This window comes from Cellulomonas sp. (genome assembly GCF_965229465.1).
In the GTDB taxonomy this organism is placed as follows: Bacteria; Actinomycetota; Actinomycetes; order Actinomycetales; family Cellulomonadaceae; genus Cellulomonas.
The window spans coordinates 3,026,342-3,045,101 of record NZ_OZ245882.1 but is presented as its reverse complement, the minus strand read 5'-3'; the positions used below and the strand labels follow the sequence as shown (position 1 = coordinate 3,045,101).

16 protein-coding genes are annotated in these 18,760 nt (G+C 72.9%); 8 read left to right on the top strand and 8 right to left on the bottom strand.

All coding sequences use genetic code 11. From position 1 onward, the window contains the following. Nucleotide 1: 1 nt before the first annotated feature. From ACO06A_RS14515 to ACO06A_RS14500, 4 genes are all read right to left on the bottom strand, one after another. Nucleotides 2-196 (bottom strand): hypothetical protein, encoded by a 195-nt coding sequence (locus tag ACO06A_RS14515; protein ID WP_421736072.1) that lies wholly within the window; start codon nt 194-196, stop codon nt 2-4. Between the two features lie 123 nt (nt 197-319). After that, the gene (locus ACO06A_RS14510; protein WP_421732937.1) at nt 320-1,252 is read right to left on the bottom strand and encodes a type II secretion system F family protein; all 933 of its coding nucleotides are present in this window, start codon (nt 1,250-1,252) and stop codon (nt 320-322) included. Beyond that, nucleotides 1,249-2,112 (bottom strand): type II secretion system F family protein, encoded by an 864-nt coding sequence (locus tag ACO06A_RS14505; protein WP_421732936.1) that lies wholly within the window; start codon nt 2,110-2,112, stop codon nt 1,249-1,251. The genes ACO06A_RS14510 and ACO06A_RS14505 overlap by 4 nt, the downstream gene beginning before the upstream one ends. Next, a complete protein-coding gene (locus ACO06A_RS14500) occupies nt 2,112-3,338 on the bottom strand; it encodes a CpaF family protein (protein WP_421732935.1) in 1,227 nt (408 codons plus the stop codon). The genes ACO06A_RS14505 and ACO06A_RS14500 overlap by 1 nt, the downstream gene beginning before the upstream one ends. 339 nt (nt 3,339-3,677) lie before the next feature. On the opposite strand from ACO06A_RS14500, the gene ACO06A_RS14495 reads away from it, so the two are divergent. Both ACO06A_RS14495 and ACO06A_RS14490 read left to right on the top strand, forming a co-directional pair. After that, on the top strand, nt 3,678-4,508 hold the full coding sequence (locus tag ACO06A_RS14495; protein WP_421732934.1) for a hypothetical protein: 831 nt from the start codon (nt 3,678-3,680) through the stop codon (nt 4,506-4,508). Between the two features lie 63 nt (nt 4,509-4,571). After that, entirely contained in the window at nt 4,572-5,492 is a 921-nt protein-coding gene (locus ACO06A_RS14490) for an aldose 1-epimerase family protein (RefSeq protein ID WP_421732933.1), read from the top strand. 91 nt (nt 5,493-5,583) lie between these two features. Here ACO06A_RS14490 and ACO06A_RS14485 read toward each other — a convergent pair whose 3' ends face one another. From ACO06A_RS14485 to ACO06A_RS14475, 3 genes are all read right to left on the bottom strand, one after another. Beyond that, nucleotides 5,584-6,852, bottom strand: coding sequence for a D-alanyl-D-alanine carboxypeptidase family protein (locus ACO06A_RS14485; RefSeq protein WP_421732932.1), 1,269 nt, complete (start codon nt 6,850-6,852; stop codon nt 5,584-5,586). A gap of 310 nt (nt 6,853-7,162) precedes the next feature. Next, complete coding sequence (locus tag ACO06A_RS14480; RefSeq protein WP_421732931.1) at nt 7,163-8,206, bottom strand: hemolysin family protein; 1,044 nt, start codon at nt 8,204-8,206, stop codon at nt 7,163-7,165. After that, on the bottom strand, nt 8,203-9,522 hold the full coding sequence (locus ACO06A_RS14475; protein WP_421732930.1) for a hemolysin family protein: 1,320 nt from the start codon (nt 9,520-9,522) through the stop codon (nt 8,203-8,205). Before ACO06A_RS14475 ends, ACO06A_RS14480 begins: the two co-directional genes overlap by 4 nt. Nucleotides 9,523-9,779: 257 nt before the next feature. Between ACO06A_RS14475 and ACO06A_RS14470 the strand changes: the two genes are divergently transcribed. The 5 genes from ACO06A_RS14470 (at nt 9,780) to ACO06A_RS14450 (ending at nt 17,403) form a co-directional block, all read left to right on the top strand. Continuing rightward, a complete protein-coding gene (locus ACO06A_RS14470; RefSeq protein WP_421732929.1) occupies nt 9,780-10,565 on the top strand; it encodes a response regulator transcription factor in 786 nt (261 codons plus the stop codon). Further along, nucleotides 10,562-11,638, top strand: a complete 1,077-nt coding sequence (locus ACO06A_RS14465) for a sensor histidine kinase (RefSeq protein WP_421732928.1) — start codon at nt 10,562-10,564, stop codon at nt 11,636-11,638. Before ACO06A_RS14470 ends, ACO06A_RS14465 begins: the two co-directional genes overlap by 4 nt. A 10-nt stretch (nt 11,639-11,648) precedes the next feature. Further along, complete coding sequence (locus ACO06A_RS14460; protein ID WP_421732927.1) at nt 11,649-12,563, top strand: ATP-binding cassette domain-containing protein; 915 nt, start codon at nt 11,649-11,651, stop codon at nt 12,561-12,563. Beyond that, nucleotides 12,563-13,369 (top strand): ABC transporter permease, encoded by an 807-nt coding sequence (locus ACO06A_RS14455; RefSeq protein ID WP_421732926.1) that lies wholly within the window; start codon nt 12,563-12,565, stop codon nt 13,367-13,369. Before ACO06A_RS14460 ends, ACO06A_RS14455 begins: the two co-directional genes overlap by 1 nt. A 275-nt stretch (nt 13,370-13,644) precedes the next feature. After that, a complete protein-coding gene (locus ACO06A_RS14450; RefSeq protein WP_421732925.1) occupies nt 13,645-17,403 on the top strand; it encodes a multifunctional oxoglutarate decarboxylase/oxoglutarate dehydrogenase thiamine pyrophosphate-binding subunit/dihydrolipoyllysine-residue succinyltransferase subunit in 3,759 nt (1,252 codons plus the stop codon). A gap of 78 nt (nt 17,404-17,481) precedes the next feature. Here the strand turns inward: ACO06A_RS14450 and ACO06A_RS14445 are convergent, their stop codons facing one another. Then, complete coding sequence (locus ACO06A_RS14445; RefSeq protein ID WP_421732924.1) at nt 17,482-18,438, bottom strand: GlxA family transcriptional regulator; 957 nt, start codon at nt 18,436-18,438, stop codon at nt 17,482-17,484. Nucleotides 18,439-18,531: 93 nt separating this feature from the next. On the opposite strand from ACO06A_RS14445, the gene ACO06A_RS14440 reads away from it, so the two are divergent. Further along, nucleotides 18,532-18,702 carry a hypothetical protein gene (locus ACO06A_RS14440; protein WP_421732923.1) on the top strand — a complete coding sequence of 57 codons (171 nt, stop codon included), beginning with the start codon at nt 18,532-18,534 and terminating at the stop codon, nt 18,700-18,702. Nucleotides 18,703-18,760: the final 58 nt, after the last annotated feature.

Here is an 18,760-nt window from a genome sequence, read left to right as displayed (position 1 = left end):
GTCAGGGCGCCTTGACGCTGGTGATGGCGTCCTCGAACACCCGGCCCAGCGCGTCGCCGGCGATGATCCACAGCGCGGTCACCAGCCCCGCCGTCATCAGGGTCACCAGCACCCAGCCCGGGACGTCGCCCCGGTCGGCCCCACCGGCCCGCAGGCGACGCTGGACCCCTGCCCACGCCGTCGCCCCCCACACCAGCGAGCCCCACAGCAGCGCCGCGGTGCGGGCGGTCGGTCGGTCGTCGGTGCTCTCGGTCCCGCTCGTCATCGGTACTCCCTTCGTCGGACGCCGCTGGGGCGCCGTTCCACGTTCCCGTGCGGGTCACAGACCGACCCGCAGGACCACCATCGAGGGGAAGACGGCGAAGACGACGGTCACCGGCAGGATCAGGAAGACCACCGGGACCATCATCAGCACCTCCTTGCGCCCACCGGTCTCCATGAGCGCGCGGCGCCCCTCCTCGCGGACGTCCTGCGCCTGCGCCCGGAGCACGTCGGCCAGCGGCGTGCCGCGCTCCACCGCCACGGCGACACCCTCCGCGAAGCGGGCGAGCGCCGTGAGCCCGGTCCGGTCGGCGAGGTTGTCGAGCGCGACGGTCAGCGGCGCGCCCGCGCGGGCGTCGGCGAGCGTCCGGGCCAGCTCGGCCGACAGCTCGCCGTGCGTGCTCCGGACCACCCGCTCGAGCGCGCCGACCGCCCCCTCGCCGGCGCCGACCGCCAGGGCGAGCAGCTCCGCGATGGTCGGCAGCTCGGTGAGCATCCGGGACTCCCGCGCCTGGAGCTCGCGCGTCAGCGCCCAGTCCCGCGCGAGCACACCGGTCAGCCCGCAGACGACGACCAGCACGACGAGCGCGACGACGCCGGTGCCACGCGTGGCGGCGAGCAGCAGCGAGAGCCCGAGGCCGCCCGCGAGGCCGAGCACACCCCAGACCACCTGCCCGGCGCGGAACTGCTCGACGGTCTCCGGTCGGCCCGCCCGCGACAGGCGGCGGCGCAGCTCGGACGTGGGCGAGCCCAGACGCGTGACCAGCCGGACGGCGTCGGACATCACGGGTGCGACGATCCGCTCGACCGTGGCGAACGGTCCCCGCACGGTGGGCGCCCGCAGCAACCCCGAGGACGTGGGCTGCGGCCGCAGGTAGGGCGCGAGCCGCTGGTCGAGGCTGATCCGCCGGGAGCGCAGCCGGAGCACGACGATCGTCAGGCCGAGGCCCCCCAGCAGCCCCACCAGGGCGCCGACGACGCCGGGGCTCATCGGAGCACCCGCGGGTCGTCGGGCAGCCGTGCGATGCGCAGCATGATCAGGTACGCGACCACCGTGCAGGCGCCGCCGACCACCAGGACGGCGAAGCCCGCCGGGGTGTCGTACGCGCTCGCGGCCTCGGCACGCGTGGCCAGCAGCGCGAGCACGATCCACGGCGCGGCGACCGCGAGCCGAGCGGCGTAGACCGTCCAGCTCTGCCGCGCCTCCAGCTCGCCGCGCGTGCGCACGTCCTCGCGCAGGAACGTGGACAGGGTGCGCAGCAGCCGGCCGAGGTCCGTGCCGCCGACGTCGCGGGTCAGGCGGAGCGCCTCGATGATCCGGTCGGCGACAGGATCCGCGAGGCGGGCCTTGAGCAGGTCGAGGCACTCCCCGAACCGGCCCGTCGCCCGGTAGTCCTCCGCGAACGCGGTGAACGCCTCGCGCAGCTCGACCGGGCCGCGCTCCCCGATCTGGGCGACAGCCTCGGGCAGCGCCAGCCCCGCCCGGATGCCGGAGCCGAGGTGGTCGACCACCTCGGGCCACAGCTGTCGGAGGCGGGCTCGGCGCCGTCGGGCACGCGAGCGCACGACCGTCCAGGGGGCCATCACCGCGAAGACCGCGAAGCAGAGGGCGATGGACGGGATGCGCGTGAGCGCGGTCCCGACGACCATGACCACCAGCCCGAGCAGGACGCTGGTGAGCACCAGCCCGCCGGGGGTCACCCCCGTGACACCCGCCTGGACGAGGGCATCCTGGGTGCGGGCGTGCCAGCCGGCCCGGCGCGCCGTCGCGGGCCGACGCGGCTCGGCCCAGAACGACCACCAGATGCAGGCGACCCCGGCCCCGAGCACGAGCCCGACGACGACCCCCATCAGCCCCGCCCTCGCAGCAGCGCGGACAGGTCGGTGCCGGTACGGGCGAAGCGCTCCGGGTGCGGCGGATAGCCGTCCGCACGGGCCAGGTGCCCGTCGCGCGCGTGGAACACGTCCGCCGTCTCGACGATCCCCTGCTCGACCCGGCCGGGCACCGCGACGATCTCCCGGACGAGCCGACGCCCGTCGCCGTCCAGGTCCAGGTGCACGACGAGGTCCACCGCGGAGGCGACGGTCGGCACCACGAACCGGTCGGACACGTTCTCTCCCGCCAGGAGCGGCAACGTGCAGAGCTTGGTCAGCGCCTCCCGAGCCGAGTTGGCGTGGATGGTGCACATGGCCGGCACCCCCGCGTTCAGCGCGATCAGCAGGTCGAGCGCCTCGGCCTCGCGCACCTCGCCGACGAGCAGCCGGTTCGGGCGCATCCGCAGCGCCTCCTTGACCAGCCGGCGCAGCGGGATCTCGCCGGTCCCCTCGAGGCTGGGCTGCCGGCACTGCATTGCCACCCAGTCGCGCGCGACGAGCCGCAGCTCGAAGACCTCCTCGCACGTGATGACGCGCTCGCGCGCGGGGATGGCGCCCGCGAGAGCGTTGAGCATCGTGGTCTTGCCGGCCTGGGTTCCGCCGGAGACCAGCACGTTCAGCCCGGCCCGGACGGACGCCTGCAGGAACGCCGCCGCGTGCGGGGTCAGCGTGCCCAGGCCGACGAGGTCGTCGAGCGTCGTCGCGCGCACCACGTACTTGCGGATGTTCACCGACCAGTGCCGCCGCGTGACGTCCGGGATCACCGCGTGCAGCCGTTCCCCGCCCGGCAGGCTGGCGTCGACGAACGGGCTGGACAGGTCGAGCCGACGCCCGGAGACCTTGAGCATCTTCTCGACCAGGTCCCGGACCTGGCCGTCCGTGAGGATGGTCGTGGTCAGCTCGGCTTCGCCGCGCCGGGCGACGAACACCTGCGTCGGGGAGTTGATCCAGATCTCCTCGACCTCCGGGTCGTCGAGGTACTTCTGGAGCGGCCCGAGCCCGGCGACCGCGTCGACCACCGACTTGTGGGCCGCGACCGCGTCCACGAGCGGCGGCACCGCGCCGACGACCGACCGCTCGTCGTAGTCGGCGATGGCGTCCGAGACCAGCGCGATGACCCCGGGCCGGTCCCGCACCGGGTCGAGCCCCCGCCGTCGGATGAGCTCGCGGACCTCCGTCTCGAGGATCGCCACACCGTCCACCGGTGCCCCCTCCTCGCGTCATGAGTGTCCGGTTCATCCGTCATGTCCGGTTGCACTGGCCGGAACCCTAGGGGACGAGGCAGGGGTGGCACACCTCGCTGTCCACAGACGGGTACCCGTTCACCCGCACGAAGGACCCCGGTGGGACCTCCGTCCCATGCCCGAGGCAACCGGATACGCGACAATTGTCATGACATCGAGCAGGGCGAAGCGGACGCGGTCGACGACCCGTCCGGACTTCCGACCCGGGCCCCCAGCTGAGGCCCGCCGGTTCCCGCCGTCGTCACCAACACATCCCGAACACCTCGAGGCGCACCTACGCACCCCGAAAGGATCCCCATGCACTTCCGCACCCTCGGTGCCGCTGCCGTGACGGCTGCACTCGTCCTGATCCCGACCGCCGCCTACGCCGGCGGCTCCGACAGCCCGACCCCGTACACGGTCACCGCGCAGGGCGTCACGCTCCCCGCGGGCGCCACGTTCGAGGCCGACGGCCACCTGAACTACCGCGTGACCGCGCTCGACGGCACCGGGCCGCAGACGTTCAACGTCCACCAGGCCGTGCCGCACAACGGCGTCTGGCCCCAGGCGGCGTACGTCGGGAAGAGCTACTACGCCTGGGCCGACCACCCATTGTTCGCGGGCGCGTTCCCCGACGGGCACTGCGTGACCTGGGTCCAGATCAGCGGGTTCAACGAGCACTTCGGTGAGGGCGGCCAGGCGCCGGCCTGCACCGACCCGGTCGACCCCGTCGACCCGATCGAGCCCATCGACCCGACGGACCCGGTAGACCCCATCGATCCGACCGATCCCATCGACCCGACGGACCCGGTGGACCCCGGCACACCCGTCGACCCGACCAACCCGGTCGACCCCGGCACGCCAGTCGACCCCGGCACGCCGGTCGACCCCTCCAACCCGGTCGACCCCGGCACTCCGGTCGACCCGATCGACCCCGGCACGCCGGCCGTCACCGACCCGGAGCCCATCGCCGAGGTCCTCGCGTCAAGCCCGTCGTTCGTCAGTGAGGTCCTGGCAGCCGAGCCGGGTCAGCTCGCCTCGACGGGGTTCTCGACTCGCACGGCCCTGGTGCTGGGAACCGCCGCGCTGGTCGGCGGCACAGCGCTCGTCGTGGTGTCCCGCGGCCGGGGCGACGACACCGACGCCTGAACGCCGGGCCGGACACATGACCCGTTCCCACGGGTCGTGGGTCCGGCCCGCTAGCGTGTGAGCGTGTCCACGACCCTCACCACTCCCCTGCCGACCGGCCGCCAGCACGTCCTCGAGCTGGGCGGCCAGCGCGCGGTCATCACGGCCGTCGGTGCCAGCATCCGCTCCTACTCCGTCGACGGCAGGGACGTCGTCCTCCCGTACGACGAGACGGAGATCCCCCCGGCGTTCTCGGGTGCGGTGCTCGCGCCGTGGCCCAACCGGCTGCGCGACGGCGAGTTCGCCTACGAGGGTCACACCTACGAGGTCCCGCTGACGGAGCACGCGCGGCAGACGGCTCTGCACGGCCTCGTCGCCCACACCGCCTTCGAGACGACCGGCGCGGACGCGACCTCCGTGACTCTCGAGCACGTCGTCGTCCCGACCCATGGGTACCCGTGGCCGGTGCGCGTGCGGCTCACGTACACGCTCACCGACGCGGGCCTGCACGTGCGTGCCGAGGGCACCAACCTGGGCAGCACGACGGCGCCGTACGGCATCGGGTTCCACCCGTGGCTGTCCCCCGGGGGCGCCGAGGTGGACGACTGCACCCTCCAGATCGACGCCACGCGGCACGTCACGGTCGACGACCGGCTGCTCCCGACGGGGGCGGAGCGGGTGGACGGGGACTACGACCTGCGGTCGCCGCGCTCGCTGAAGGGCCTGGACCTGGACGACGCCTGGATCGACGTCACGCAGGACGCGGACGGCCTGTCCTGGATCCGCCTCGGCTGCCCGGACGGACGCACGGTCGCGCTCTGGGCGGACGACGCGACCCGGGCCTGGCAGGTGTGCACGGGCGACACGGTGGTGCACATCGCGCGGCGGGGGGTCGCCGCGGAGCCGATGACCTGCATCGCCGACGCGTTCCGCACGGGCGACGACCTGGTGCACCTGACACCCGGTGCCAGCCACACGATCACGTGGGGCCTCGCCCTGCTCTGAGCGTCCACAGCCGGCGTCAGCCGTAGAACGTCCAGCCGGCGTCAGCCGTAGAACGTCCAACCGGCGTCAGCCGTAGAACGTCCAGCCGGCGTCAGCCGTCGTAGTACTCGCCGTCCTGCTGGACGCCCTTGGTGAACTCCCAGTGCCACTTCTCGAACGGGCCGCTGCCGCCCGGCTGTGCCCAGGCGGGGTTGTCCCACCCGTAGGTGGGGCCGTTCTCGGTGATCCAGCGCCACTTCACGCCGGACGTCTGGTCCTGGCAGAGGTCGACGGCGAGTCCCCAGCCGTGGTTGCTCTTGCCGGGGGCCGCTGCGAGGCCGCCCTTCTGCGCCTTGACGGCCCGCTGCGCGGCGAGCGTCCGGTAGCCGGAGCTGAGGCACAGGTCGCCGCCGAACCGCGCGGCGAAGGCCTGGTTGAACTCGGCGAGCGAGACGGCCGCGTCCGCGCGCAGCTGCGTGTGGTTGTCCCACAGCGTGCACAGGTCCGCGACCTTGAGCAGGCCGTTCTGGCCGGCCGCCCGCAGGGAGCCGTCGCACCCGGGGAGCGCGGAGCGCTCCTCCGTGCGGCTGGCGGCGGCCAGGCCGCGGGCCTGGAGGGCACCGTCCGCCGACACCAGCGACGACGGCGGCAGGGCCGACAGCGACGACCCGGCGAGCGCGGACACCGTGGTCGGCAGGGTCGAGTCGGCGAGCGCGTCGGAGCCGAACGCAGCCGGGCCGGTCACGACGCCCTGGCTCACGGGGATCACCACGGTGATGCCTGCCAGCACGCCGAGGACGCTGAGCCGGGCCGCGGTGCGGGTGGGACGACGGGTGCGGCGGCCGACCGTGTCGTCCGATACGCCCGCGAGCTCGGGGACGTCCTCGACGTCGGGCACGACCACCGGGGCAGGAGCAGCAGACCGCGCGACCACCGGAGCGGGAGCACGAGCAACCGACCGTGCGGGCTCGGGCACCGGGTCAGCGGCGGCCGACGTGCTGCTGGCCCACGCCTGGGTCGGCGCCGGCCACGTGACGGTCGCGACCGGGGTCGGCGTCGCAGCGGCGACGGCGGGCGCGGGGACGGACCGGACCTGGGGCGCGGGGATCGTCTGCGTGAACGAGGCCGCGGTGCGCTGCTGGAGCGAGGGAACCGGCGGCGCGGTGCGCGCGGGCGGTGCGGAGGAGATCGGCGACGTGCTGCGCGTCTGCGGGGAAGAGGTCCAGGCCGACCGGGCCTGCGGGCCGGCGGGGCGCTGCACGCGGCCGGCCGGCACCGCGAACGCCTCGGTGGCGGGCGTCGCAGCGGGCTCGAGGTGCGCCCACGTCGGGACGTGGTGGGCAGCGGTCGGGGCGTGGGGATCAGGTCGGGGGGCGGTCACCGGAGTGGGTTCAGAAGCGGCCCGCCGCTCCGCCTCTCGGAGGCTGCGGCGGGTCGGCGGTGCCGTCATGGGCTGCTCGCTGTGCGACCCCACGACACCTCCCGTCCCTCACACGTCTCTGATCTGCCGCGACGTCGTCGTCGGGCGCGCTGTACGCAGCCCGGCGTCGTGCGGTCACGAAACCATAACGGCTCGTGAACGCGCTTCCAAGTCTCTGGACGATCGTCCAGTCCAGGGAACGGACAAACCGGGCGACACGCGGAACGACACGCCGACGGTGCGCACGCGATCCTTACAACCGGACGACCGCTCAGGACAGCTGGCCTCGCTGCATCGCGTCGCGGACCTCGCCCACCAGCTCCTCCAGGATGTCCTCGAGGAAGACCACCCCGACGGCCACCCCGGCCTCGTCGACGCGGGCCAGGTGCGACCCCGAGCGCTGCATCGCCGCGAGCGCGTCCTCGACCTCGTCCTGTGGTCCGACGACCGCCAGCGCCCGCACGCGCCAGGCCGGGACCGGTGCGCTCCGGGTCTGCTCGTCGGCGTAGAGCACGTCCTTGAGGTGCAGGTAGCCGGAGGGTGACCCCGCGTCGTCGACGACGGGGAACCGGCTGAACCCGGTCCGGGCGACGAGCTTCTCGACGTCCTCGGGCGTGCTGCCCTGACCGACGGTCACCAGCTCCTCGGTCCTGATCATGACGTCGTGCGCGGTGCGGTCGGAGAACTCGATCGCGCCGGCGAGCAGCCCCTGCTCGTCCTCGAGGAGCCCCTCGGCCTGCGACCGCTCGACGATCGACTGCACCTCCTGCGCCGTGAACGCGGAGGCCACCTCGTCCTTGGGCTCGACGCCGAACAGCCGCAGCGCGTGGTTGGCGATCCAGTTGAGGGCGGTGATGACCGGACGCACCAGGCGGGCGATCCACACGAGCGGCGGGCCGAACATGAGGACCGCGCGGTCGGGGCCGGCGACGGCGAGGTTCTTGGGCACCATCTCGCCCAGCACCACGTGCAGGTACACGACGATCGCGAGCGCGACGACGAACGCGATCGGGTGCGTCAGGTCCTCGTCGACCCCGAGCGCGTCGAGCGGACCCTCGATCAGGTGCGCGATCGCCGGCTCGGCGACCACACCCAGGCTCGTCGAGCACACGGTGATGCCCAGCTGGGCGCACGCGAGCATGAGGGAGACGTGCTCCATGGCCCACAGCACCGTGATCGCACGGCGGTCGCCCTCCCGGGCGAGCGGCTCGATCGCGCTGCGCCGCGCGGAGATGATGGCGAACTCGGCGCCGACGAAGAACGCGTTCGCGGCGAGCAGCAGGACACCGAGGACCAGCGCGAGGCTCGAGCTCATGACCCGTCCTCCTGGCCGGGGGCGGCCTCGCGCACCCGCACGCGCTCGACCCGTCGTCCGGCCATCGCCTCGACCTGGATCTGGACCCCGTCGACCACGATCTGGTCACCGTCGGCCGGGATGCGTCCGAGCACGAACATCAGCAGCCCGCCGAGGGTCTCGTAGGGCCCCTCGGCCGGGACGTGGAGACCGGTGACCTCCACCAGCTCGTCGGGCCGCAGCACGCCGGGCAGCAGCCACGACCCGTCCGCCGATCGGGCCGTCGAGGCGCGTCGGCGGTCGTGCTCGTCGGCGACGTCCCCCACCAGCTCCTCGACGACGTCCTCCAGCGTCACGACGCCCGAGGTGCCGCCGTACTCGTCGACGACGACGGCCATCTGCAGGCCCTGCTCACGCAGCTCGACCAGCAGGGGGCCCAGGTGCACCGTCTCGGGCACCCGCGGCGCGTCGACCATGAGTGCGGCCGCGGGCACCTCCGCCCGGCGTTCGTACGGCACCGCGATCGCCCGGCGGAGGTGCACGAGCCCGACGATGTCGTCGCTGGAGTCGCCGATCACCGGGAACCGGGAGTGCCCGGTGCGGCGGGCGAGGTCGATGACGTCCGCGGCCGACTCCTCGCGCCTGACGACGACGAGCCGCAACCGGTCCGTCATCACGTCGACCGCCGTCAGCTCCGTGAACTCGATCGAGTTGGTGAGCAGGGTCGCGGTGGACTCGTCGAGCGTCCCGACCTCCGCCGACCGGCGCACGAGCGCGGCGAGCTCCTGCGGGGAGCGCCCACCGGAGAGCTCCTCGCGCGGGTCGATCCCGAAGCTGCGCAGGAGGGCGTTGGCGCTGCCGTTGAACACGGTGATGAGCGGGCGCAGCGCGCTCGTGAAGCCGCTCTGGAGCGGGGCGACCATGCGGGCGGTGGGCAGCGGACGGCTGATCGCCAGGTTCTTGGGGATGAGCTCGCCGACGACCATGGAGAACCCGTTCACCAGGACGATCGCGAGCACCGCGGCGATGAGGCCACCGGCCGCCTGACCGAGCACCGAGTCCTGGAGCGGCAGGCGCAGCAGCCGCGCGACGGCCGGCTGCGTGGTGTACCCGAGCAGGATGGTGGTCAGCGTGATGCCGAGCTGGGCGCCGGAGAGCTCGGTCGACAGGCGCCGGAGCGCCTTGAGGACCGACTGGCTGCGCCGGTCGTCCGGAGCCGCCTGGCCCTCGACGAGGCCCGGGTCCAGGGTGACCAGCGAGAACTCGCTGGCGACGAACACCGCGGTGCCGAGCGTGAGCAGCACGCCCAGCCCGACCAGCAACCACTCGGTCAGCACGCGGCGCTGCCCCTCGCAGGACGGAAGCCACGACGAACGCCGACCCTCAGGTCGGCGCTGGTGGGGATCCCCGGAGGGAGTGAGAAGGAGAAGAGGTGGCCGGCATGGTCTCCCCCGGGCTGGTGGGCCCGGGCGGGACGCCGGCAGCGACTTGAGCTGCTCATGGTGGGCTCGATCATACGGGCGACGACGCGACACCACCCGGTGCGTCCACGCATCGGGGCGTCAACGCCCCGAGCCTGTGCGACGCTGGCGCCATGGCGAACGTGAGCGGTGGGCCGATGACGGCGCCCGGCGGAGCTGCCGGCACCACGGTCCTGGTGGTCGAGGACGAACCGGCGATCGCGCAGGCGATCGTGCACCGGCTCTCCGCGGAGGGCTGGACGGTCGAGGCGGTCGGTGACGGGCTGAGCGGCGTGAGCGCGGCGTCGCGGCTGCGCCCGGACGTGGTGGTGCTCGACGTGATGCTCCCCGGAATCGACGGGCTCGAGGTGTGCCGGCGCATCCAGGCCGAGCGGCCGGTCCCGGTGCTCATGCTGACGGCGCGCGACGACGAGACGGACATGCTCATCGGTCTGGGCGTCGGCGCCGACGACTACATGACCAAGCCGTTCTCGATGCGGGAGCTGGTGGCGCGCACCAAGGCGCTGCTGCGGCGTACCGAGCGCGCGACGCGGGCCGCGGAGATGGCCTCCGCCGAGCAGCCCGACCCGCCGCTGGTGCTGGGCGACGTCACGGTCGACCGTGCCCAGCGCCGGGTCCTGCGCGGCGAGACCGAGGTGCACCTGACCCCCACCGAGTTCGACCTGCTGCTCGCCCTCGCCGCGACGCCCCGCACCGTGCTCACCCGCGAGCGCCTGCTGGCCGAGGTGTGGGACTGGGTGGACGCCAGCGGCACCCGCACGGTCGACTCCCACATCAAGGCGCTGCGCCGCAAGCTCGGCCCCGACCTGATCCGCACGGTGCACGGCGTCGGCTACGCCTTCGAGCCGAACGACGGCACCGGTGACGCCGGCGGGGCGCAGGTCCCCGAGGGCGCGTGAACGCACCCCGGCACGTCCGCGGCGAGTTCGCCCGCTCGCGGATCCCGGACGTCCGGCCGCTCGACCGCCTGAGCTCCATCAAGATCAAGCTCGGTGTGCTGGTGGCAGCCACGGTCACGGCCGCGGCGTTCATCACCTGGGTCGGTCTGTACAACCACCTAGGCCCCTCGCGTACGCTCCCGATCGCCGTCATCGGGTCGCTCATCGTGACGCAACTGCTCGCCCGCGGCATGACGTCACCGTTGCGGGAGATGACCTACGCGGCCCGCCGGATGGCCGCCGGGGACTACAGCCGCCGGGTGCGGGCGACGAGCCTGGACGAGGTGGGCCAGCTCGCGGACGCCTTCAACACCATGGCCGACGACCTCGAGAAGGCCGACCTGTTCCGCCGCGAGCTGGTGGCGAACGTCTCGCACGAGCTGCGCACCCCGGTCACCGCGCTCCAGGCGCAGCTGGAGAACATCGTCGACGGGGTCACTGAGGCGGACCCCGCCACCATGCAGGCCGCTCTGGCGCAGACGGAGCGCCTCGGCCGGCTGGTCACCTACCTGCTCGACCTGTCCCGGCTGGAGGCGGGCGACGTCCCGCTGCAGGTCGCCGACGTGCGACTCCAGGACTTCCTCGAGGAGGCCGCCGAGGGCGCGATGCTCGTCGGCGCCACCAAGCGCCTGCGCTTCCCCGTCGTCGTCGAGCCCCCGGACCTCACGGTGCCCGCCGACCCCGACCGCCTGCACCAGGTGGTCGCCAACCTCCTGCACAACGCGGTCCGGCACTCCCCCGACGACGACGAGGTGCGGCTCGAGGCCTCGCGCGTGGGGGCGGAGGTGCGCATCGACGTGGTCGACCACGGACCGGGCATCGCGCGCGACCAGCGACCGCACGTGTTCGAGCGGTTCGTCCGCGGCAACACCCCCGCGCTCACGGGACAGGTCTCCACGGGTGGCACCGGCCTGGGCCTCGCGATCGTGCGGTGGGCCGTGGAGCTGCACGGGGGCCGGATCGAGGTGGCGGACACCGAGGTGGGCTGCACCATGCGCGTCACGCTCCCCGCGACCGGCCGGACCGCCGGATAGCGTTGCCCGCATGACCAGCGACGGCACCATCATCGTCGAGCACCTGTCCAAGTCGTTCGGTCCCGTCCGCGCGGTCGACGACCTCTCGTTCGAGGTGGCACCCGGTCGCGTGACGGGCTTCCTCGGACCGAACGGTGCGGGCAAGACGACCACGCTCCGGATGCTGCTGGGACTGGTGCGGCCCACGTCGGGCGTCGCGACCATCGGCGGCCGGGCCTACGGTCAGATCAGCCGACCGCTGCGCACGGTCGGCGCCGCGCTCGAGGCGGCGAGCTTTCACCCGGGCCGCACCGCGCTCGACCACCTGCGGCTCTACACCCCGCAGGTCGGCGTCCCCGACGCACGCGCCGCGCAGGTGCTCGAGCTCGTGGGCCTGGCCGACGCCGCGCACCGCAGGGTCGGCGGGTTCTCGCTCGGCATGCGGCAGCGGCTCGCCCTGGCGACCACCCTGCTGGGCGACCCGCGGGTGCTCCTGCTCGACGAGCCGGCCAACGGGCTCGACCCGGAGGGGATCCGCTGGTTGCGCGGGTTCCTGCGCGCGCTGGCCGCCGAGGGCCGCACGATCCTGGTGTCGAGCCACGTGCTGTCCGAGGTCGAGCAGACCGTGGACGACGTGGTGATCATCGCCCGCGGCCGGCTCGCGCACGCGTCCTCGCTGACCGAGCTCGCCGGCATGGCGCGCGTCCAGGTGCGCGTGCTCTCCCCCGACGCCCCCGGGCTGGCCGCCCTGGTCGAGCGATCGGGGTGGACCCGCACCGATGCGGGTGACCCGCGCGTGGCGGACCTGTGGGACGTGGAGGCCGCCACGGTCGGGGCGGCCGCGTTCGCCGCGGGCGTCGAGCTGCACGAGCTGACCAGCCGAGATCCCGGGCTCGAGGGACTGTTCCTCCAGCTCGTCGGCGCCGTCGAGTCGGCGGTGGCCTGATGCGCGCCGCGCTGGTCACCGAGTACCGCAAGCTCGTCACCACCCGCCTGTGGTGGATCCTCCTGCTGGCCATGGCCGTCTACATGGCGTTCCTGGCCGCCGGGCTCGGCTGGGCCATCACGCAGGGCGGGAACATGTCCAGCGGCACGGGCGAGGACGTGGTCCTGGCTCCCGACGCCGTCGTGCGGGCGGTCTACACGATCGCCGTGACGTTCGGCTACGTCTTCCCGCTGGTCGTCGGCGCGCTGGCCGTCGCGTCCGAGTTCCGGCACCAGACGATCACTCCCACCCTGCTCGCGGAGCCACGCCGCACCGTCCTCGTGTCCGCCAAGGTGATCTCCGCGGGCATCCTCGGCCTCCTCTACGGGCTCGTCGGCACGCTCGCCGCGGTTGGCGCGGGGGCCGCGGTGCTGACGCTGCTCGACAAGCCCACGTTCCTCGACCAGGCCTCGACCTGGCGGACGATCGGGCTGTCGGTGCTGGCGCTGGCCCTGTGGGCGATCGTCGGCGTGGGGTTCGGCTCGGTGCTCACCAACCAGGTGGCCGTGATCGTCGTCGTGCTGGCCTTCACGCAGTTCGTCGAGCCGGTCCTGCGCTTCGTGCTCGGTCTGACCAGCTGGGGTGCGGGCATCTCCGCGTACCTGCCGGGCGCGGCCGGGGAGGCGATCTCCGGCGGCAGCTTCTACTCCGAGACCGGCGTCGGCACGCTCCTGGAGTGGTGGCAGGGCGCCCTCGTGCTCCTCGCGTACGGCCTCGGGCTGGCCCTCATCGGGCGCCTGACCACGTTCCGGCGCGACATCACGTGACCGCGTGCACCCGCCCTGAGCGGGTGTGCACAAGCATGACCTCGCAGGGGTGCCGACAACCCCGCCTTGAGGTCCCCCGAACTGGCACGTTGCCCCGTGTTGACCCGCGTGTGCTGACCAGGTGAAGACGCCTGCGGATCCGCCCCGAAGAGCCGTCCTGAGGAGGGGCGGCGAGCGCTCAGGCCGTAGTGTTGTCATCAACAGATGTCGCAACCCAACCAGCAAAGGCGCGGTCACGGACCGCAGCGGAAGTGGGCGATCCCAGCGTGACCCAGATGGCGGATCCTGACTCGACGCGCGCCGTTTTCGGCGCCAACGAGTGGCTCGTGGACGAGCTGTTCGAGCAGTACCAGCGGGACAAGAACTCGGTCGACCCGGCGTGGTGGGACTTCTTCGAGGGCTACAAGCCCGAGGACGGCTCGGCCAACGGCTCGACCCCCGCTCCCGCGGCCGTGAACGGCAGCCCGGCGACGAAGCCGACGCCGGTCCAGGCTGCCCCGGCCCCCGCGCCCGCCGCGCCTCCCGTCGCCCCCGCGGCTCCCCCTGCGCCGGCCACGTTCGTCGAGCCGCCCGCCGTGACGTCGCCCATCGCTACCGCACAGCCGGCCACCGCCCCCTACGCCCAGGTGGCGCAGCGCACCTCCGCCGCCGACGAGGCCGAGGCCGCCGACGACATCCAGAAGCTGCGCGGTCCGGCCGCGCGCGTGGTGACCAACATGGAGGCCTCGCTCGAGGTCCCGACGGCCACCTCGGTGCGCGCCATCCCGGCCAAGCTCATGGTCGACAACCGCATCGTCATCAACAACCACCTCGCCCGTGGTCGCGGCGGCAAGATCTCGTTCACGCACCTCATCGGCTTCGCGCTGGTGGAGGCGCTGGCGGAGATGCCGGCGATGAACACCTCCTACACGCTGCACGACGACAAGCCGAGCGTCCTGACGCCCGCGCACGTCAACGTCGGCATCGCGATCGACCTGGCCAAGCCCGACGGCACGCGCCAGCTGATGGTCCCGTCGATCAAGAAGTCGGACACCCTGGACTTCGCCGGGTTCTGGTCCGCCTACGAGGACGTCGTGCGCCGGGCGCGCGGCAACAAGCTCACGGTCGAGGACTTCGCGGGGACCACCATCTCGCTGACCAACCCCGGCACCATCGGCACGGTCCACTCGGTCCCGCGCCTGATGCAGGGCCAGGGCACGATCATCGGCGTCGGTGCCATGGACTACCCCGCGGAGTTCGCGGGCACGTCCGAGGACGCGCTGAACAAGATGGGCGTCTCCAAGGTCCTCACGCTCACCTCGACCTACGACCACCGGATCATCCAGGGCGCGCAGTCCGGCGACTTCCTGCGGATCATCGGCCGCAAGCTGCTCGGCGAGGACGGGTTCTACGACCGCGTGTTCGCGTCGCTGCGGGTGCCGTACGAGCCCGTCCGCTGGGTGCGCGAGGCCGCCGACCCCGACGCCGAGGCCATCAAGCCGGCCCGCATCGCGGAGCTCATCCACTCCTACCGGTCGCGCGGCCACCTCATGGCCGACACCGACCCCCTGGCCTATCGCCAGCGCAAGCACCCCGACCTGGACGTGCAGACGCACGGCCTGACGCTCTGGGACCTGGACCGCCAGTTCCCCACGGGCGGCTTCACCGGCAAGCCCCGCGCCAAGCTGCGTGAGGTCCTCGGCCTGCTGCGCGACTCGTACTGCCGCACGGTGGGCAGCGAGTACATGCACCTGCAGGACCCGCGCCAGCGCAAGTGGCTCCAGGAGCGCCTGGAGTCCGGCTACGCCCGCACCCCGCGCGAGGACCAGCTGCGCATCCTGCGCCGCCTGAACGCGGCCGAGGCCTTCGAGACGTTCCTCCAGACCAAGTACGTCGGCCAGAAGCGCTTCTCGCTCGAGGGAGGCGAGTCGGTCATCGCCCTGCTCGACGCCATCCTGTCGAAGGCCGCCAACAACGGTCTCGACGAGGTCGGCATCGGCATGGCGCACCGCGGCCGGCTGAACATCCTGGCCAACATCGCCGGGAAGTCCTACGCGCAGATCTTCCGCGAGTTCGAGGGCAACCAGGACCCCAAGTCGGTCCAGGGCTCGGGCGACGTGAAGTACCACCTGGGCACCGAGGGCACGTTCACCGCCGAGTCCGGTGCGACGACCGCGGTCTACCTGGCCGCCAACCCCTCGCACCTCGAGGCGGTCGACCCGGTGCTCGAGGGCATCGTGCGCGCCAAGCAGGACCGGATCGACCTCGGTGGCGACGGCTTCTCCGTGCTGCCGATCCTCATCCACGGTGACGCGGCGTTCGCGGGTCAGGGCGTCGTGTTCGAGACGCTCAACCTGGCGCAGCTGCGCGGGTACCGCACCGGCGGCACCATCCACGTGATCATCAACAACCAGGTCGGCTTCACCACCGGGCCGTCGTCGTCGCGCTCCTCGCAGTACGCGACCGACGTGGCCAAGGGCCTCCAGGTGCCGATCTTCCACGTCAACGGGGACGACCCCGAGGCGTGCGTGCGGGTGGCCGAGCTGGCGTTCGAGTACCGCGAGCAGTTCGACCGCGACGTCATCATCGACATGGTCTGCTACCGCCGCCGCGGTCACAACGAGGGCGACGACCCCTCGATGACGCAGCCGCTGATGTACAACCTCATCGAGGCCAAGCGCTCGGTCCGCAAGCTCTACACCGAGACGCTGGTGGCACGCGGGGACCTCACGATCTCCGATGCCGAGCAGGCGCTGCAGGACTACCAGTCGCAGCTGGAGCGGGTGTTCACCGAGACGCGCGAGGACGGGTACACCCCCGCTCCCCCGGAGGCCGAGGCCGTCAAGGGCCTGGAGCGGCCGGAGTCGCAGCTCGAGGACGCCGGCGTGATGGTCGGCTGGAAGACGGCGGTCGACGCCGGCACCCTGGAGCGGATCGGCCGCGCGCACGTGCGCCCGCCGGAGGGCTTCACCGTCCACCCGAAGCTGGCGCAGCTGCTGGCCAAGCGCGAGGCGATGACCCGCGAGGGCGGCATCGACTGGGGCTACGGCGAGCTGCTGGCGTTCGGCTCGCTGCTGGTCGAGGGCACCCCTGTCCGGCTCGCCGGGCAGGACTCCCGCCGCGGGACGTTCGTGCAGCGGCACGCGGTCATGCACGACCGCGAGACCGGCGCGGAGTGGACGCCCCTGCTGTACCTGTCGGCGGACCAGGCGAAGTTCTGGGTCTACGACTCCTCGCTCTCGGAGTACGCCGCGCTCGGGTTCGAGTACGGCTACTCGGTCGAGCGTCCCGACGCCCTGGTGCTCTGGGAGGCGCAGTTCGGCGACTTCGTCAACGGAGCGCAGACGATCATCGACGAGTTCATCTCGTCGGCCGAGCAGAAGTGGGCGCAGCGGTCGTCGGTCGTCCTGCTCCTGCCGCACGGGTACGAGGGCCAGGGGCCGGACCACTCGTCGGCGCGCATCGAGCGGTTCCTGCAGCTCGCGGCCGAGGACAACATGACGATCGCGCAGCCGTCGACCCCCGCGTCGCACTTCCACCTGCTGCGTCGTCAGGCCTACGCCCGGCCGCGTCGCCCGCTCGTGGTGTTCACGCCGAAGTCGATGCTGCGCCTGAAGTCGGCGTCGTCGGACGTGCAGGACTTCACCTCGGGCACGTTCCGCACGGTCATCGGCGACGAGCTCGCGTCCGCGAAGGCCGACCAGGTCACCCGCGTGCTGCTCTGCTCGGGCAAGGTCTACTGGGACCTGCTCGCGCACCGCGTGAAGACGGGCGACGAGCAGACGGCGATCGTCCGGCTGGAGCAGCTGTACCCGCTCGACTCCGAGTCGGTCCGTGCGGCGGTCGCGCCGTTCGACGGGGCCGAGCTGGTGTGGGTGCAGGACGAGCCGCGCAACCAGGGCCCGTGGACGTTCCTGTCCATGCACCTGCCGCAGCTGCTCGGGCGCACCCTGCGGGTGGTGTCCCGCAAGGAGTCGGCGTCGCCGGCGGCCGGGTCTGCCAAGAAGCACCAGGCCCAGCAGGCCACCCTCGTCGAGACCGCCTTCGGGCGCTGACGAACGGTCGACCGAGAGCCGCACCCCCGCTGGGGTGCGGCTCTCGGTCGCGTCAGGAGTCCGCGTCAGGCGACCGCGTCAGGCGACCGGGGTGGGCGCGAACGTGCGGCGGTAGGCCTGCGGGCTGGTGCCCAGCGTCCGGGCGAAGTGGTGGCGGAGCACCGCGGCGGTGCCGAACCCGCACAGCCGGGCGATCTCCTCGATGCCCGCGTCGGAGCGTTCGAGCATCTCCTGCGCCCGGACCACCCGCTGCCGGGTGACCCACGCGGCCGGCGTGGTGCCCGTCTCGGCGCGGAAGCGGCGGGCGAACGTCCGCTCGGAGACGAACGCGCGGGCCGCGAGGTCGGGCACGCTCAGCTCCTCCTCGAGGTTCTCCACCATCCACGCGAGCAGCGGGGCCAGGGTGTCGGCGTCGCAGGGCAGCGGGGTGTCGACGTACTGGGCCTGGCCGCCGTCGCGGTGCGGCGGGACGACCATCCGCCGGGCGATCGCGGACGCGGCGGCGGCGCCCAGCTCCCGACGGACCAGGTGCAGGCACGCGTCGATGCCGGCCGCGGTGCCGGCGCTGGTGATGACGTGCTCGTCGTCCACGTAGAGGACGGCCGGGTTGAGCCGGGCCTGCGGGAACCGCCGGCTCATCTCGTCGGTGTACATCCAGTGGGTCGTGCACTGCCGACCGTCGAGCAGGCCCGCGTACCCGAGGGCGAACGACCCGCTGCAGATGCTGAGCACCCAGGCGCCGCGTGCGTGGGCGGCTCGCAGGGCGTCGAGCACCACCTCCGGCACCTCGTCGGCCTCCCCGTACGCCGGCACGATCACCAGGTCGACGTCCCGGGTGGCCTCGAGCCCGTGCTCGACGACGATGGAGTAGCCCGCGCCCTTGGTCGGCACGATGCCCGGCTCGATCCCGCAGAGCGTGAAGTCGAACGACGGCCCGCCGGTGTCCCGACGATCGATGCCGAAGACCTCGCAGGCCACCCCGAGCTCGAAGGGCGCGACGTTCGGAAGGGCGATGGCGGCGACGGATCGGAGCATGGGGCCAGCATCGGCACGGCGTGGCGGAATGTCAACGGTCAGCGTCAGTTCTGCCACTCGTGGCACGTTCTGGCCGAGCGGAGACTTTCTGCCATGACCACCGTATGGATCGTCCTCGCACTCGTCGCGGCAGCCTGGCTGGTCGCCCGTCTGGTCGTCACGGTGCGCCGCGACGGCCTGGGCAGCAGCAGGCCCCCCGCGTCCCACGCCGACTGGTCGGACCTGACGTCCGGCCTGCCGAGCCACCCGTACCGCAGCGCCTGACCCGCGTCCGCCCACCTGCGACAGGCCCGCCGATGAACCGGCGGCGGCCGTCCCGCCC